Here is a 15,190-nt window from a genome sequence, read left to right on the forward strand (position 1 = left end):
TTTCCGGATCCGGGTGCTATTGATCCGGAGCAAACGGGACAAAGGCGCGAACAGTGAATCTTGCAGGGATGACAGGGAGCCGGCTTGCCGGGGCCGCCGCGTTGGGAGTCGCCATGTTTGGCGCGCTGACTGCGGCCGAGGCCCAGCCGGCTGCGGGACCTCCGGCCGTCGGTATCGTCGAGGCGGTCAAGCGGCCCGTCACCGAGTCCAACGAGTTCCTGGGACGGATCGAGGCCACCAATCGCGTCAACGTGGTCGCGCGCGTCACCGCCTTCCTGGAGAAGCGGAACTTCGTCGAGGGCGCCGAGGTCAAAACCGGCGACATGCTCTACGAGCTCGAGCGCGGCCCATTCGAGGCCGACCTTGAATCCAAGAAGGCGCAGGTCGCGCAATTGCAGGCGACCCTCGTCAACGCCAAGCTGACGACCGGCCGCGCCAAGGCCTTGCTCGGCGGCCCGGCCGGCCAGCAATCGACCTATGATGCTGCGCTCGCGAACGAGCAGAGCCTGGAAGCCCAGGTGCAGGCCGCCCAGGCGCAAGTGGACCTCTCGAAGATCAATCTCGACTACACCCAGATCCGCTCGCCGATCGACGGCAAGATCGGCCGCACCGCAGTGACCGAGGGCAACGTCGTCAGCCCGAGCTCCGGGGTGCTCACGACCATCGTGAGCCAGGACCCGATGTATGTCACTTTCCCGGTCTCGGTGCGCGAAGCCCTCGTGCTGCGCGACCGCTACGCGACGCAGGGCGGGTTCAAGGCGGTGGTGATCAGGGTTCGTCTGCCCGATGGCAAGCTCTATGACCAGACGGGCGAACTCAACTTCGTCAACAACACCATCGCGCAGAACACCGACACCATCATGCTGCGTGGCACGATTCCCAATCCGGTGCTGCCTCGCCTGTCGGCCGAGGACGGGACGGTGCGCCAGCTCACCGACAACGAGTTCGTCACGGTGCTGCTCGAGGGCGTGCAGCCGGTAGAGGTGGTGGCGATCCCGCGCTCGGCGGTGCTGTCGGACCAGCAGGGCGACTATGTCTTCGTGCTCGGCGCCGACAACAAGGCGGTGCAGCGGCGGATCGTCCTCGGACAGTCGACCGCGACCATCGCTGCGGTGACAAGTGGGCTTTCGGTCGGAGAGAAGGTGATCGCTGAAGGGATGCAGCGGGTGCGGCCCGACCAGCCCGTGGCGCCCGGACCGGCGAGCGCGCTGATCCAGTCCAGCCTGAAGGAATCGGCGGAAAATACCGGTCCGCGGCGCAGCGGGGCGATCGGTCCGAAGCCTGCGGGCACCAGCCCATGATTTCCGCCGTCTTCGTCGATCGTCCGCGGCTCGCCATTGTCATCGCGCTGGTCATCACCATCGCGGGTGCGCTCGCGCTTCTGCAAATTCCCGTGGCGCAGTTTCCGGACATCGTGCCGCCGCAGGTCACCGTCACCGCCAACTTCCCCGGCGCCTCCGCCGAGGTGGTGGAATCGAGCGTCGCGCAGCCGCTCGAGGCCCAGGTCGTCGGCGTCGACAAGATGCTCTACATGAAGTCGACCAGCGGCAATGACGGCAGCTACACGCTGACCGTCTCGTTCGCGCTCGGCACCAACCCTGACATCAACACCGTCAACGTCAACAACCGCGTCCAGAGCGCGCTCGCGCAACTGCCGACCGAGGTGCAGGCGCAGGGCCTGGTGGTGCAGAAGCGATCCTCGGCGGTGCTGCAGTTCATCGTGCTGTACAGCAAGACCGGCCAGCAGGATCCGCTGTTCATCACCAACTACGCCATCATCAACGTGCTCGACGCGATCTCGCGCACGCCGGGTGTCGGCCAGGCGACGCTGTTCGCGAAGCTGAACTACTCGATGCGGATCTGGTTCGATACGCAGCGGCTCACCAGCCTCAACCTGGCGCCGTCGGACGTGATCGCGGCGATCCGGGCGCAGAGCGTGCAGGCGCCGGTCGGCCGCATCGGCGCCCGTCCGATCGCCGAAGACCAGCAGTTCCAGTTCAACGTGCAGACGCAAGGGCGGCTCACGACCTCGACCCAGTTCGGCAACATCGTGCTGCGCGCCAATCCGGACGGCTCGGTGCTGCGGATCAGCGATGTCGCCCGGGTCGAGATCGGCGCCCAGAACATGGACAGCGAGTCGCGGATCGACGGCCAGCCCGGCGTGCCGATCGGCATCTACCTTGCGCCGGGCGCCAATGCGGTGACCACCGCCAGCGCGGTGCAGGCGACGCTCACCAAATTGTCCGAGCGATTTCCTCCGGGCCTGACCTATCTGGTGCAATACGACTCCACGACCTTCGTCTCCGACACCATCAAGGAGGTGCTGAAGACGCTCGGCGAAGCTTTCGTGCTGGTCGTGATCGTCGTGTTCCTGTTCCTAGGCAATCTGCGCGCCACGGTGATCCCGGCGGTCGCGGTGCCGGTCAGCCTCATCGGCACCTTCGCGATTCTTTTGATCCTCGGCTATTCCGCCAACACCGTGTCGCTGCTTGCGATGGTGCTTGCCATCGGCATCGTGGTCGATGACGCCATCGTCGTGGTCGAGAACGTCGAACGGGTGATGGAGAGCGAGCCGGAGCTGTCGCCGGCGGAGGCCACCAAGAAGGCGATGGCGCAGATCACTGCGCCGATCATCGCGATCTCGCTGGTGCTGCTGTCGGTGTTCGTGCCGATTGCGTTCATACCCGGAATCTCCGGAACCCTGTTCCGCCAGTTCGCGGTGACGATCAGCGCCGCGATGGTGATCTCGGCACTGAACGCGCTGACATTATCGCCGGCGCTCTGCGCCGTGTTCCTGCGGCATACCGGGCCGCGCCACGGCATCATGGGGCGCGTGCTCGGCGGCATCGACTGGGTCCGCGACCGCTACGCCGGCGTGGTGCGCCGGCTGCTGCGGGTGGCGATAGTGTCGCTGGTTGCGGTCCTGGTGTTTGCCGGCGGCGTGTTCGGCGTGTCGCGAATAACGCCGACAGGTTTTCTGCCCGAGGAGGACCAGGGCGCCTTCTTCATCGCGGTGCAATTGCCTGACGGCGCGTCGGTGGCGCGCACCAGCAACGTGACCAAACAGGTCGAGGCGTTGCTCAAGAACATGCCGCAGGTCGAGCACGTGCTCTCGATCATCGGTTTCTCGCTGCTCGACGGCGCCAGCGAGCCGAACTCGGCCTTCATGGTGGCGCGCATGAAGCCGTTCGCCGATCGGCAGGCGGCCGTGGATTCGGTGCAGGCAACGATCCGCCGAATGTTCGGCGAGGGCGCGCAGATCCGGCAGGCCAACATCCTGCCGTTCAACCTGCCGCCGATCATCGGGCTTTCGACCTCCGGCGGCTTCGAATATCAGCTCGATGCGCTTGAAGGTCAGGATCCGGCCGCGCTCGGCAGCGTGATGGGCGGGTTGATCAATGCGGCCAACCGCGACCCGCGGCTGGCACGCGTGTTCTCGACCTTCACCGCGACCAATCCGTCGATCTATCTCGACATCGACCGCGCCAAGGCGCAGGCGCTCGGGCTGAACATGGCCGACGTGTTCACCGCGCTGCAGGCGACGCTGGGCGGCATCTACGTCAACAACTTCAACCTGTTCGGCCGCACCTGGCAGGTCAATGTGGAGGGCGAGGCCGCCAATCGCGGCGACATTCCCGACATCTGGCAGATCTACGTTCGCAACAGCACCGGCGACATGGTGCCGATGCGTTCGATCGCCAGCTTGCGCATCGTCACCGGACCGCAGGTCATCACTCGCTACAACAACTACCGCTCGGTCACCGTCAACGGCAGCCCGGCTCCGGGCGTCTCGTCGGGAACTGCAATCGCCGCGATGGAGGAACTGTCGAACAAGACGCTGCCTGCCGGCTACTCCTACGAATGGACCGGCACGGCCTATCAGGAGCAGGCGGCGTCGGGGCAGACCGGCATCATCCTCGCTCTCGCGGTGCTGTTCGCCTATCTGTTCCTGGTTGCGCTCTACGAGAGCTGGACCATTCCGATCCCCGTCCTGTTGTCGGTCACCGTCGGTGTGCTCGGCTCGTACCTGGCGATCAAGGTCGCAGGGTTGAACCTCGATCTCTACGGCCAGATCGGCCTCGTGGTGCTGATCGCGCTTGCCGCCAAGAACGGCATCCTGATCGTTGAATTCGCCAAGGAGCAGCGCGAGGGCGGATTGCCGATCGCGCAAGCCGCGGAGCTCGGCGCCCAGATGCGTTTCCGTGCGGTGATGATGACGTCGATCGCCTTCATCCTCGGCCTGGTGCCGCTGGTGGTCGCGACCGGGGCCGCCGAGATCAGCCGCAGGGCGGTCGGCACGGCGGTGTTCGGCGGCATGCTGGCGGCAAGCTCGATCGGCATCTTCCTGGTGCCGATGCTCTACGTCGTGTTCCAGCGCTGGCGCGAAGGCGTGAAACGCCGGTTCGGCAAGCCGGCCGAAGCGTCGCACGCGCCGCCAGCGGAGTAGGTTTCGATGATCAACGCCCGACGTTCGTTCACGCAGATCTTTCTGGTCCCGGCGATCATCGCGGTGATCGTCGCTTTCGGCCTGGTGTCCGCCTTACTCGGCGACGGCATCTGGGACACGACCTCATGGATCGCACTAGGCGTCCCACTCGCCGTCACCGCATTCTTCGCGTGCAGGGCGCGATAGCGATCATCGCAGAATCCGCAATCCGCTCATCCCGGCTACCGGCCTCATTCCGGGACGCGCATAGCGCGAACCTGGAATCCATTCGTCCATTCGCGCAAGCAGCGAAATGGATTCCGGGCTTATCGCTTCGCGATGCCCCGGAATGACAGAGAAAAATTCGCCAGCGATTCCAAGGTGATTTTGGTCGTCCAGCCCTCGCGCGAAAAATATTCCGCTTCCGTCGTCGGGCAAATCAGAACTATGACTCCGCGCGTCTCATCCAAATGAGGGGCGGGTCGCGATCGTCACGAACGTTGCGGTGAGATGCGGTGGACGTGATGGGCGTGACTGACGAGCACGCGCATCACGGACGGCGAAGTCGTGTGGTTCTGGCGCCCCGACGCTGGCGCTAAGTTCGTAGAGATAATCTGCGAGCGACGGTGGCAAGAAAGCCCGGTCACCGAGAAGAGCACGAAGTAAGCCGTAAAACCATCGCGCAGGGAAAGCCGGAGTTGCTTCGGTGACCTGTGGTCCTACCCCCGTGCTTTTTGTTGCACGGGGCCCACGGGTGCAACCGGCACCCGGCTTTCCCTGCGCCCTCACTTCAATGAGAGGGTGGAAAGTGAAGCAAGACTCGGGCGCCATGCGCCGCGAGAATGCGATCTCACGTCCACTCCACCGTCATGCCCCGCGGAGGCGGGGCATCCAGTATCCGGCGGCCTCTCGGCTCAAGCTCAGGCGCCTCTGGAATACTGGATCGTCCGCCGGAGCCTGTCATCGGGCGGCGCTTTGCGCCGACCCGGTGGCGGACGATGACAGCGGAGAGCTGTTTGAAATTTGAATCAGGACTCTCACCGCGTCATTGCGAGAAGCGATGCACGAAGCAATCCATGCGTCCACAAGCGGAAAGTCGGATTGCTTCGCTTACGCTCGCAATCACGACGTCGTACCGGCGCAAACCCGATACGACGCCGCGTTGTATCTGTGAGACCTACAGCGCCCTACGCGAAGCTGATGTTCTGCTGCCGCAGCGGCACCGAGCGGATACGCTTGCCCGTTGCTGCGAAGTAGGCATTCAGCACTGCGGGCGCGGCGACGCCGATGGTCGGCTCGCCGACGCCGCCCCAGAAGCCGCCGCTCGGCATCAGGATCGTCTCCACCTTCGGCATCTCGCTGATGCGCATCGAATTGTAGGTATCGAAGTTGGTCTGCTCGATCCGGCCGTCCTTCACGGTGCAGCCGCCATAGAACAGGGCCGAGAGGCCGTAGACGAAGGAGCCCGCGACCTGCCGCTCCACCTGCGCCGGATTGACGACATAGCCGGGATCGGTGGCGGCGACGATGCGATGCACCTTGATCTTGTTGCCGTCGGTCACCGAGATCTCGGCGGCGCCGGCGACATAGCTGCCATAGCCCATCACCTGCGCCAGCCCGCGATAGACGCCCTTCGGCGGCGGCTTGTCCCACCCGATCCGTTCGGCGACCGCATTCAGCACCGCGAGATGCTTGGGATGGCCGCCCATCAGCTTGCGACGGAACGCGAGCGGATCCTGGCCGACCGCATGCGCGAGTTCGTCCATGAAGCTCTCGAGATAGATCGTGTTGGGGTTGATGTTGACGCCACGCCAGAAGCCGGGCGGGACGTGCGGGTTGCGCATCGAATGCTCGATGAGCAGGTTCGGGATCGAATAGCCGATCGCCGCTTCGCCGCCGGGCGCGAGTCCCTGGAAGGTCGCGGGATCCATGCCGTTGATCATCGCCTCGGGCCGCAACCGCGCCAGGATCGACTGGCCGGAGATCCGCATGCGCAGCGCGGTCAGGTTGTTGTCGGCGTCGAAGGCGCCGACCATCCGGCACTGTGTGACCGGATGATAGAAGCCGTGCTGCATGTCCTCTTCGCGCGACCACAGCAGCTTGATCGGCGTGCCCTGCATCTCCTTCGCGATCAACACCGCCTGCCGCACATAGTCGCTCTGGCCGCGCCGGCCGAAACCGCCGCCGAGGATCAGCTTATGCACGTCGCATTTGTCGGCCGAAAGGCCGGAGGCCTGCACCGCGGTGGCGAAAGCTGCCTCGCCGTTCTGCGTGCCGCACCAGACATCGAGCTTGTCGCCGGTATGGAGCGCGGTCGCGTTCATCGGCTCCATCGTGGCCTGGTTCTGGTAGGGATAGTTGTAGACGGCCTCGACCACCTTTGCGGCACGTCCGATCTCGGCCATGGCATTGCCGTTCTGGTTGCCGACGAACGCCGCCTGCGAAGGTTCGAGGCCTTCGGCCAGCCATTTGCTGATGGTCTCGCTGGAAGTCTGTGCGTTCGGACCTTCGTCCCACACGATCGGCAGTGCATCGAGGGCGGTCTTGGCGTGCCACCAGGTGTCGGCGACGACCGCCACCGCGCTGTCGCCGACCTTGACCACCTTCTTGACGCCTTTCATGTTGGTGATCTTGGCTTCGTCGAAGCTCTTCACCTTGCCGCCGAACACCGGGCAATCCTTGATCGCGGCGTTCAGCATGCCTGGCAATTTGAAGTCGATGCCGTAGACCATCGCGCCGGTGGTCTTGTCGGCGGTGTCGAGGCGCTTCAGGCCTTTGCCGGCGATCTTCCACTCCTTGGCGTCCTTCAGCTTCACGTCGGACGGCGGAGAGAGCTTTGCCGCCGCTTCCGCCACCTTGCCGTAGGTCGTGGTGCGGCCCGTCGGCAGATGGGTGATGACGCTGCTCGCGGCCGAGCATTCCGAGGCAGGTACCTTCCACTCGTTCGCTGCGGCCTGGATCAGCATCAGCCGCGCGGTGGCGCCGCCCTTGCGAACGTAGTCGTGCGAGCCGCGGATGCCGCGGCTGCCGCCGGTCGAGAAGTCGCCCCAGGGCCGGCCACGTGCGGCGCTCTGGCCGGGTGTCGGATATTCGGTCGTGACCTTCGACCAGTCGCATTCGAGCTCTTCTGCAACGAGCTGCGCGAGACCGGTGAGCGAACCCTGGCCCATCTCCGAACGCGCGATGCGGATCACTACCGTATCGTCAGGGCGGATCACCACCCAGGCGTTGACCTCGGGCGAGCCATCGGCGGCGCGCGCCACCGCCCCGCCAAACGGAAGATTGAAGCCGAGTGCAAGGCCGGCGCCCGCCGCGGCGGTGCCAATCACGAACGCGCGGCGATTGAGCATGACGTGCTGATTCATCACGGCACCTCACGCGTTCGCGGCAGTGTGGATCGCTTCGCGCACCTGCGCGAAGGTGCCGCAGCGGCAGATATTGGTGATGGCCTCGTCGATATCCTGGTCGGTCGGCTTCGGGTTGTCCTTCAAGAGCGCCGCCACCGCCATGATCATGCCGGTCTGGCAATAGCCGCATTGCGGCACGTCGTGTGCGATCCAGGCCTGCTGCACCTTGTGGAGCTTGCCGTCAGCGGCAAGGCCCTCGATGGTCGTGATCTCCTTGCCGTCAGCTTCGCTGACGAGCACGCCGCACGAGCGCATCGCCACGCCGTCGACATGAACGGTGCAGGCGCCGCATTGCGCGATGCCGCAGCCATATTTGGTGCCGGTCAGTCCAATGTTTTCGCGGATCGCCCAGAGCAGCGGCGTATCCGGCTCGACATCGATCTCGATTTTCTTGCCGTTGATTGTGAGGTTAGCCATCGCAGTCCCCTTTTGATCCAGTTCCACCAACTGGACCTCGCTGCGAGTGTGACCCGGCCGCTAGAACGATTCAAATCAAGAAAATGCGTAGGCGATGAGGCAGGAACAAAGACGGTGATGCGGTGTTCTCTATCTCTTGTGCCCGGCGCAGGGTCATGCGCCCTTGGGCGCGACGGCCAGTCGCAGGAAGCTCATCGCGCTTCCGAGCGCCGCAAATCCAGCGCCAAGCGCGAGCGCGTAAGTGGCGCCTTCGTGCCCGGCGATGGCAAAGCAGAAGGCAGCGAGCGCAGCGCCGATGGTTTGCCCGGTCAGGCGCGCGGTGGCGACGATGCCGCTGGCACTGCCGCTGCGGTGGGGCGGCGCGCTCGTCATCAGTGCCTTCATATTAGGCGTCTGGAAAAAGCCGAATCCGATCCCGCAGATCACCATGCGCCAGACGATATCGGGCATGCTGGGCGAGGCGGGCAGCGTCGCCAAGAGCGTCATGCCGATGCCGAGCAGGATCAACCCGATACCGCCGAGGATGCCGACCGGATAGCGGTCAGCCAATCGGCCGCCGATAGGTGCCATGATGCCGACAACCAATGGCCAAGGCGTCATGAAGAATCCGGTCTCGACCTGCGACCGCATCAGCACGGCTTCGAAATAGAACGGCAGCGAAACGAAGGCGAGGCCCTGGATCGCGAAGGAGCAGACCGCGGTCACCGCGGACAGTGCGAACATCGGCCGGCGGAACAGGTCGATCGGGAGCATCGGCGCCGGATGATCCCGATGCCGGTGCATCAACAGCCAGCCCAGCAGGACCGCTCCCGCAAGCTCAACCAGCACCAGTGTCGGCGATGTCTTGTGCGCGGCGCTGCCGATGCCGATGATGAACAGGCCGAGGCAGCCCGCCGCCAGCACTGCGCCGGCGAAGTCGAAGGCATGCACGGCGCGCGGCGTCGGCGGCAAGGTCTTCATCCCGATGAGCAGCGCGATCAGGCCGAACGGGATGTTGATGGCAAACAGCCACGGCCAGGTTCCGAACGCGAGGATGCCGGAGGCGATCGTCGGCCCGAGCGTGAAGGCGGTCGCAACCACCAGCGCGTTGTGGCCGAACCCGCGACCATGCATCCTGCTCGGATAGACGTAGCGGACCAGCGCGGTGTTGACGCTCATCAGCCCGCTGGCGCCGAGTCCCTGCAGCGCTCGCGCAATCAGAAGGCTCTCGAGCGACCATGCGAGCGCGCAGCCGAGCGAGGCCAGCGTGAACAGGAGCAGGCCGCCGACATAGATGCGCTCATGGCCGACGATTTCCCCAAGGGCGCCGAGCGGCAACAGAGTCGCGACCAGCGCGATCTGGTAGACATTGACGACCCAGACCACATCCGCCGGGCTGACCTGGAGATCGGTCGCGATCGCCGGCAGGGCGATGTTGGCAATCGCAGTGTCGAGCGAAGCCATCGCGAGCGCGGTGAAGATCGCGGCAACGGCCCACCGCCGCCGCTCGGGCGGCAAGCCGTCCATGACCGGCGCGACTGGCGCCTTCGCCGCGAGCATATCCATTGTGGTCAGATTCTCCGGAAGGACGGGATCCCGCCCTTCCAGCCATGTACTACGCGCGCGTGGGTTGCCACAGGCATGCGGTTGCATGATGCGTATGCGCAATTCTGCCTGCTTGCGCGGCGTAAGCCGTCCGGGCGCGATGGATCAGGCGTTCGCGCTGAGCCCGAGCCGGGCATAGATGCGCCGGGCATAGGCGCCGAATTCGTCGGTCGTCTTGATCGGCAGTGCGCGAGGGAAGGGCAATTCGATCGGGAAATATTCCGCCATCCGCGCCGGCCCCGCGGTGAGCACGGCGCAGTGGGAGCCCAGGAACACGGCTTCTTGGATGCTGTGGGTGACGAAGATGATGGTCTTGCCGCTCTCGCGCCAGATCCGGAGCATTTCGAGATTCATCTGCTCGCGTGTCAGCGCATCCAGAGCGCCGAACGGCTCGTCCATCAGGATCAGTTTGGGATCATGGATGAAGGCGCGCGCAATCGCGGTGCGCTGCTGCATGCCGCCGGAAAGCTGCTGCGGATATTTGTCCTCATAGCCGGCGAGGCCGACGAGTTTCAAGAGGTCGCGGGCGCGTGCGCGCGCGGCCTTCATCGGCAGGCCGACGATCTCGGCCGGCAGCAGCACGTTGTCCAGGATGGTGCGCCATTTGAGCAGCAGCGCCTGCTGGAACACCATGCCGATATCGCGTGCCGGATCGAACGGCGTCTTCGCGTTGCCGATCTTGATCGTGCCGCCATCGGCGCCGTGCAGGCCGGCAAGGATCTTCAGCACGGTGGTCTTGCCGCAGCCGGATGGTCCGACCAGCGCCACCAGTTCGCCCTCGGCGATATCCATGGTGACGTCGGAGACGGCGAGGAACTCGGCTCCCTTGGACCGATAGACCTTGCGGACATTGCGCAGGCTGATGAAAGGCTCGGCCGTCATGCCAGCCATTTCTGCAGGTTCGCGGCGACGAAGGCGTCATCACTGAGATCGGCATGCTCGCGGCAGACGCGGTCGATTTCCTGCATCTGGCCCGGGCTCAGGCCCTCATTCGGATCGAGGCACCAGATGCCTTCCATCAAGCCCTGGCGGCGGAGGATCTCGTGACAGCCGGCGATGCAGCCGTGGAAATTGTTGGCGACGTCGAAGAACGCGCTGTTGCAATCGGTCACCCGAGCATCGAGCGCGAGCAGATTGGCAGGCACGCTATCCTTGTGGCGCGCGTCCCTGCACATCTCGAATTGCCTGATTGCCGTTTGCGTCCACACCGACCAGTGACCGAGCAGGCCGCCCTTGAAGTAAGTGCGGGTGGTGACGCCGTTCTCGCGCAGGTCGAACGGCAAAGCGAGGTCGAGCAGGATGTGGTCGTCATTGCCGGTATAGAGCGCGACGCGGTCGAGGGCACCAGCCGCGGCGACGCCGCGCAGCACGTCGAGGGTGCGATAGCGGTTGAACGGCGCGATCTTGATCGCGATCACATTGTCGATCGCCGCGAAGCGCCGCCAGAAATCCGCGCTCAACACCACGCCGCCAACCGCCGGCTGCAAATAGAAGCCGACCAGCGGGATCTCGCGCGCGACCGCTTGGCAATGCGCGATGATGTCGTCCTCCGACGCAGCCTTCATCGCGGCGAGGCTGAGCAGGCCGGCGTGATAGCCGATATCGCGCGCGGTGCGCGCTTCCGAGATCGCCTGCTGCGTCGGGCCGGCGAGGCCTGCGACCATCGCCAGTGGCCGCGTCGTCCAGTTCGCCGCCGTCTCGGCGGCAAGCTCGAGTACGGGCCGATAAAGCCCGACCTCGCGGATCGCGAATTGCGTGGTGTGGACGCCGACCGCAAGGCCGCCGGCGCCGGCGTCGATATAATAGCGCGTCAGCGCGCGCTGATGCGTCTTGTCGAGCGTGCGATTGGCGTCGAGCGCGAGCGGGTGCGCGGGCAGCACGGTGCCGTCGGCGATCAGCTTGCGTATTTCGGATTTGATCTCGCTCTGGTGCATGGTCAATCCTATCCAAATTCCGGGCCGGCGACAGCGAAGGGAAGCTCCTCGCTTTGCGCCGTGGCGCGACCGAACCGCATGCGCTGGAACGGCCGCTCGATGTTCCAGCCGGCGCCGGTCAATCCGGCGATGAATGGCTCCTGCGACGCGATCGCGTCGATCAGGAACGGGCCGCTTTCGGTTCGCCTGATTGCATCGACCAGCGCCAGAGCGTCCGCACCGCTGTCCGCGAACAATGGCCCGATATGGCGCGCGATGCGGCCGTCGCGCACGAGCGCTATCGCGTTGCCGTGGGATAGAATGCGCGACTTCGAGCGCGCGCCGAATTCGGCGAGCAAGGCATTGCGCTCAAATCCCATGGCGCGCCGGTCGCGCGCGCTCAGTGCGCCGATATCGGAGGTCGCGAGCGTCGCGGGCGCCTCGTGCGTTGAATGTTCGAGCCGCAAGCGCCGAAGCTCCAATGTCGGTGTGAAGCCGAGTGGACCGTATACCGTGGCGCCCGCCGGCGTCGCGTCGAGCCAGGTGGTGAGCCCGCGCTGTCCTGCTGCGTCGAGACAGGCATCGACCAGCCGGGTCGCAATGCCGCGGCGGCGCCAGCGTTCGGTCACCAGCACCATGCTGATCCAGGCATTGCCGGCGGAATACGGCAGCAGCGCCGCGGTTGCGACGAGATGGGTTCCGTCGCGGACGCCGAACACGATGCCGTTGGTGAGGAAGAAGCGCCAGTCGGCTTCGTTCTGGTTCCAGCGCGCCTCGGTCGACAGCGCCAGGCCGGCGGCTGCGTCGTTGACGCCGAGTTCGACGATGGCGACGGGCTCAGTATCGGCCATCGCGCACCTCATATTTGGTCGGCTTGCCGAGGCTCGGCATCGAGCGCGCCACCCAGTCCGCAGTCCAGGCGATCAACTGCTCGGTGTCGACGACCGGCGGGCCAAACAGGCTGACCGCCTGCGAGGTGTCGGTCAGCCACGCCGTCGGCTCTTCGTTGCCGACGATCACGGGCTCGCGGCCGAACCGCGCGCCGAACTTGGCGGCGAGATCGCGCACCGCAAGGATCTCGTGGCCGCTGACATTGATCGGCGAGGTCGGCACCGTGCAATGTGCAAGGCACCGCAGCGCCTGCGCGGCGGCGTCGCCCTGCCAGATGAAATTGACATGGCCGAGGCTGACGTCGATCGGCGTGCCCGAAAGCACCTTGGTCGCGATGTCGTGCAGCACGCCGTAGCGCATGTCGATCGCGTAATTCAGGCGGAACAGGCGGCCGGGCGTTACGAACTTCTTCGAGAAATACTCGAACATGCGCTCGCGCCCGACGCAGGATTGGGCGTATTCGCCGGGCGGGTTCGGCGCCATGCTCTCGTCGGAGCCTTTGCCGTCGACCGGCACGAAGGGATAGACGCAGCCGGTCGAGAACGCGACGATCCGCGAGGTGGGGAAGGCCTGCGCGACCAGCGCGGGGACATGCGCATTCATCGCCCAGGTCAGCGACGGGTCGCCCTCGGCCCCGAATTTGCGGCCGGCCATGAAGATGATGTTGGGCGCCTTCGGCAGCGTCTTGATCGCGATCTCGTCCATGAGGTCGCAATTGATGGTCTCGATGCCGCGCTTCTCGAGCCAGCCCTTCACTGCAGGATCGCTGAAGCGGGCGACGCCGATGATGCGGCGATCCGGTGCGGCGGCCTTGGCGAGGCCGGCCAGCGTCGGTCCCATCTTGCCGGCGACGCCCAGGATCATGATGTCGCCGTCGACCTTGCCGAGATCGTCGATCAAGGCCTGACTGGGCCTGCACAGCAACTCGTCGAGCGCTGCAATATCCGGGATCGTCTTCGGCAGGGTTTCGCGCGTGAGCAGCATGGTTCGTCCCTTCGTTTCTTATTGCAGCCGGATGTCGGAGACCACGAACAGTCGTTCAAGTGCCAGCACCAGGCCATAAAGCCCGACGCCGAGCAGCGTCAGCAGCACGACCGCCATCACCATGGCTGGCATATCGAGCGAGGACTGCACCTGGATCATGAGATAGCCGAGGCCGCGCTCGGAGGCGATGAACTCTCCGACGATGGCGCCGGCAACCGCGAGAATGGCGCCGACCTTCATGCCCGAAAACACGTAGGGCAGCGATCCCGGCAACTGGATTTTCCGGAACAGCGTCCAGCGCGATCCGCGCAACGATTTGACGAGATCGAGCAGGTCGGGTTCCACCTCGCGCAGCCCGCGCGCAGTCGTCAGCAGGATCGGAAAGAAGCAGATGCTGAAGGCAATCAGGATGTTCGGAATGATGCCGTAGGAGAACCAGACGATGATCAGCGGCCCCAGCGCCACTTTCGGGATCATGTTCAGCGTCACGAACAGCGGCAGCAGCAACAGGCTCACCAGCGGCGACCAGCTGAAGATGACGGCGAGCGCGACACCGACCAGCGCGCCGAGGCAGAACCCGCCGAGGATCTCGGCCGCGGTGACCAGCAGGTTCGACAGCCAGGCATATTTGGCCGAAGCGAGCGTCGCGACGGTCGCGAGCGGCGAAGGCAGGATGAATTTCGGCACCTGGAACGCGTCGACCAGGACCTGCCAGAGCACGATCACGGCAAGATGCACGATCAGGATGATCGCGATGGACCGCCTGGATCGCCCGCCGTCACCGAACACCAATTGCTCCTTCGAAACCCCGCGGCACCCCGGCCGTCGGCTGTCAGCCTAGTCGGGTCGCATCAATCTTTCAACCATCTGGTTGATTGTGGGGAACCGATGGACGGCGGTGGCAGCGGCTATGGCCGGAGCGACTGCATCACCAGATCGGTCACGTGCCGCCGCCGGGCTCGCCGCGCGGCCGTGCTCGACAGGTCCTTGCCGAAGATCGCCGACAATGTCGGCGTGTTGGAGAAGAAGAAATAGCCGAGCGCCGCGATCGAGATATACAGGTGGACCGGATCGATGCCGCGCCGGAACGCGCCGGCGCGCACGCCTTCATTCAGGATCTTCGAGACCATGCTGACCAGCGGCGAGTGCATGGCCTCCAGCCGGCGGGAGCCGCGGACATGCCGGGCGCCGCCGCGGTTCTCGTCGTTCAGGAGCACGATGAAGTCGGGATGGGCCGCCAGGTGATCGAACGACGCCTCGATCAGCTTCTTGATCGCCTGCTCCGGCGGCAGCCCCTCCAGGTTGAGCTTGCGCTCCTGCTCGCGGATTTCCTCATAGACCCATTCGAGCACGGCGAGGTAGAGCGCGTCCTTGTCCCCGAAATAATGGTAGACGAGCTGCTTGTTGACGCCGGCCCTGGCCGCGATCTCGTCGACCCTGGCGCCGGCGAGCCCGTTCTGAGCGAATTCGCGCCGCGCCGCGGTCAGGAGTTTCTGTTGCGTGGCGACGGGGTCGCGCCGCTGCGGCTTTGTGTCGTCGGATCGTCTCTTCAGCATTTCCAACCAAAC

The 15,190-nt window shown here is 65.1% G+C and carries 12 protein-coding genes; 3 read left to right on the top strand and 9 right to left on the bottom strand.

The window, feature by feature from the left end:
- The first annotated feature begins 113 nt into the window (after window positions 1-113).
- The 3 genes from I6F35_RS14770 to I6F35_RS14780 are packed head-to-tail and all read left to right on the top strand — an operon-like array spanning window position 114 to window position 4,633.
- Window positions 114-1,301 (top strand): efflux RND transporter periplasmic adaptor subunit, encoded by a 1,188-nt coding sequence (locus I6F35_RS14770; RefSeq protein ID WP_225118399.1) that lies wholly within the window; start codon window positions 114-116, stop codon window positions 1,299-1,301.
- Entirely contained in the window at window positions 1,298-4,447 is a 3,150-nt protein-coding gene (locus I6F35_RS14775) for a multidrug efflux RND transporter permease subunit (RefSeq protein ID WP_225118400.1), read from the top strand. The genes I6F35_RS14770 and I6F35_RS14775 overlap by 4 nt, the downstream gene beginning before the upstream one ends.
- A 6-nt stretch (window positions 4,448-4,453) precedes the next feature.
- Entirely contained in the window at window positions 4,454-4,633 is a 180-nt protein-coding gene (locus I6F35_RS14780; protein WP_225118401.1) for a hypothetical protein, read from the top strand.
- A gap of 980 nt (window positions 4,634-5,613) precedes the next feature.
- Here the strand turns inward: I6F35_RS14780 and I6F35_RS14785 are convergent.
- The 9 genes from I6F35_RS14785 to I6F35_RS14825 form a co-directional block, all read right to left on the bottom strand.
- On the bottom strand, window positions 5,614-7,791 hold the full coding sequence (locus I6F35_RS14785; protein WP_225118402.1) for a molybdopterin cofactor-binding domain-containing protein: 2,178 nt from the start codon (window positions 7,789-7,791) through the stop codon (window positions 5,614-5,616).
- 9 nt (window positions 7,792-7,800) lie between these two features.
- Window positions 7,801-8,250 (bottom strand): (2Fe-2S)-binding protein, encoded by a 450-nt coding sequence (locus tag I6F35_RS14790; protein ID WP_225118403.1) that lies wholly within the window; start codon window positions 8,248-8,250, stop codon window positions 7,801-7,803.
- Window positions 8,251-8,403: 153 nt separating this feature from the next.
- On the bottom strand, window positions 8,404-9,795 hold the full coding sequence (locus tag I6F35_RS14795) for an MFS transporter (RefSeq protein WP_225118404.1): 1,392 nt from the start codon (window positions 9,793-9,795) through the stop codon (window positions 8,404-8,406).
- A 144-nt stretch (window positions 9,796-9,939) separates the two neighbouring features.
- On the bottom strand, window positions 9,940-10,725 hold the full coding sequence (locus I6F35_RS14800; protein WP_225118405.1) for an ABC transporter ATP-binding protein: 786 nt from the start codon (window positions 10,723-10,725) through the stop codon (window positions 9,940-9,942).
- Window positions 10,713-11,768, bottom strand: coding sequence for a dihydrodipicolinate synthase family protein (locus I6F35_RS14805; RefSeq protein ID WP_225118406.1), 1,056 nt, complete (start codon window positions 11,766-11,768; stop codon window positions 10,713-10,715). Before I6F35_RS14805 ends, I6F35_RS14800 begins: the two co-directional genes overlap by 13 nt.
- A gap of 8 nt (window positions 11,769-11,776) precedes the next feature.
- Window positions 11,777-12,598: a GNAT family N-acetyltransferase gene (locus tag I6F35_RS14810; RefSeq protein WP_225118407.1), complete on the bottom strand. Its 822-nt coding sequence runs from the start codon at window positions 12,596-12,598 to the stop codon at window positions 11,777-11,779.
- Window positions 12,585-13,622, bottom strand: coding sequence for an NAD(P)-dependent oxidoreductase (locus tag I6F35_RS14815; protein WP_225118408.1), 1,038 nt, complete (start codon window positions 13,620-13,622; stop codon window positions 12,585-12,587). Before I6F35_RS14815 ends, I6F35_RS14810 begins: the two co-directional genes overlap by 14 nt.
- A gap of 18 nt (window positions 13,623-13,640) precedes the next feature.
- Window positions 13,641-14,411 (bottom strand): ABC transporter permease, encoded by a 771-nt coding sequence (locus tag I6F35_RS14820; RefSeq protein ID WP_225118409.1) that lies wholly within the window; start codon window positions 14,409-14,411, stop codon window positions 13,641-13,643.
- A 119-nt stretch (window positions 14,412-14,530) separates the two neighbouring features.
- Window positions 14,531-15,178 (bottom strand): TetR/AcrR family transcriptional regulator, encoded by a 648-nt coding sequence (locus tag I6F35_RS14825; protein ID WP_225118410.1) that lies wholly within the window; start codon window positions 15,176-15,178, stop codon window positions 14,531-14,533.
- Window positions 15,179-15,190: the final 12 nt, after the last annotated feature.

Source organism: Bradyrhizobium sp. BRP22 (assembly GCF_020194175.1).
Lineage (GTDB): Bacteria > Pseudomonadota > Alphaproteobacteria > Rhizobiales > Xanthobacteraceae > Bradyrhizobium.

Excerpts from the sequence above, each read along its gene's own strand:
- I6F35_RS14800 (WP_225118405.1), bottom strand. The coding sequence starts at position 10,725 with ATGGCTGGCATGACGGCCGAGCCTTTCATCAGCCTGCGCAATGTCCGC.
- I6F35_RS14825 (WP_225118410.1), bottom strand. The coding sequence starts at position 15,178 with ATGCTGAAGAGACGATCCGACGACACAAAGCCGCAGCGGCGCGACCCC.
- I6F35_RS14780 (WP_225118401.1), top strand. The coding sequence starts at position 4,454 with ATGATCAACGCCCGACGTTCGTTCACGCAGATCTTTCTGGTCCCGGCG.
- I6F35_RS14775 (WP_225118400.1), top strand. The coding sequence starts at position 1,298 with ATGATTTCCGCCGTCTTCGTCGATCGTCCGCGGCTCGCCATTGTCATC.
- I6F35_RS14790 (WP_225118403.1), bottom strand. The coding sequence starts at position 8,250 with ATGGCTAACCTCACAATCAACGGCAAGAAAATCGAGATCGATGTCGAG.
- I6F35_RS14815 (WP_225118408.1), bottom strand. The coding sequence starts at position 13,622 with ATGCTGCTCACGCGCGAAACCCTGCCGAAGACGATCCCGGATATTGCA.
- I6F35_RS14785 (WP_225118402.1), bottom strand. The coding sequence starts at position 7,791 with ATGAATCAGCACGTCATGCTCAATCGCCGCGCGTTCGTGATTGGCACC.
- I6F35_RS14810 (WP_225118407.1), bottom strand. The coding sequence starts at position 12,598 with ATGGCCGATACTGAGCCCGTCGCCATCGTCGAACTCGGCGTCAACGAC.
- I6F35_RS14770 (WP_225118399.1), top strand. The coding sequence starts at position 114 with ATGTTTGGCGCGCTGACTGCGGCCGAGGCCCAGCCGGCTGCGGGACCT.
- I6F35_RS14795 (WP_225118404.1), bottom strand. The coding sequence starts at position 9,795 with ATGGATATGCTCGCGGCGAAGGCGCCAGTCGCGCCGGTCATGGACGGC.
- I6F35_RS14805 (WP_225118406.1), bottom strand. The coding sequence starts at position 11,768 with ATGCACCAGAGCGAGATCAAATCCGAAATACGCAAGCTGATCGCCGAC.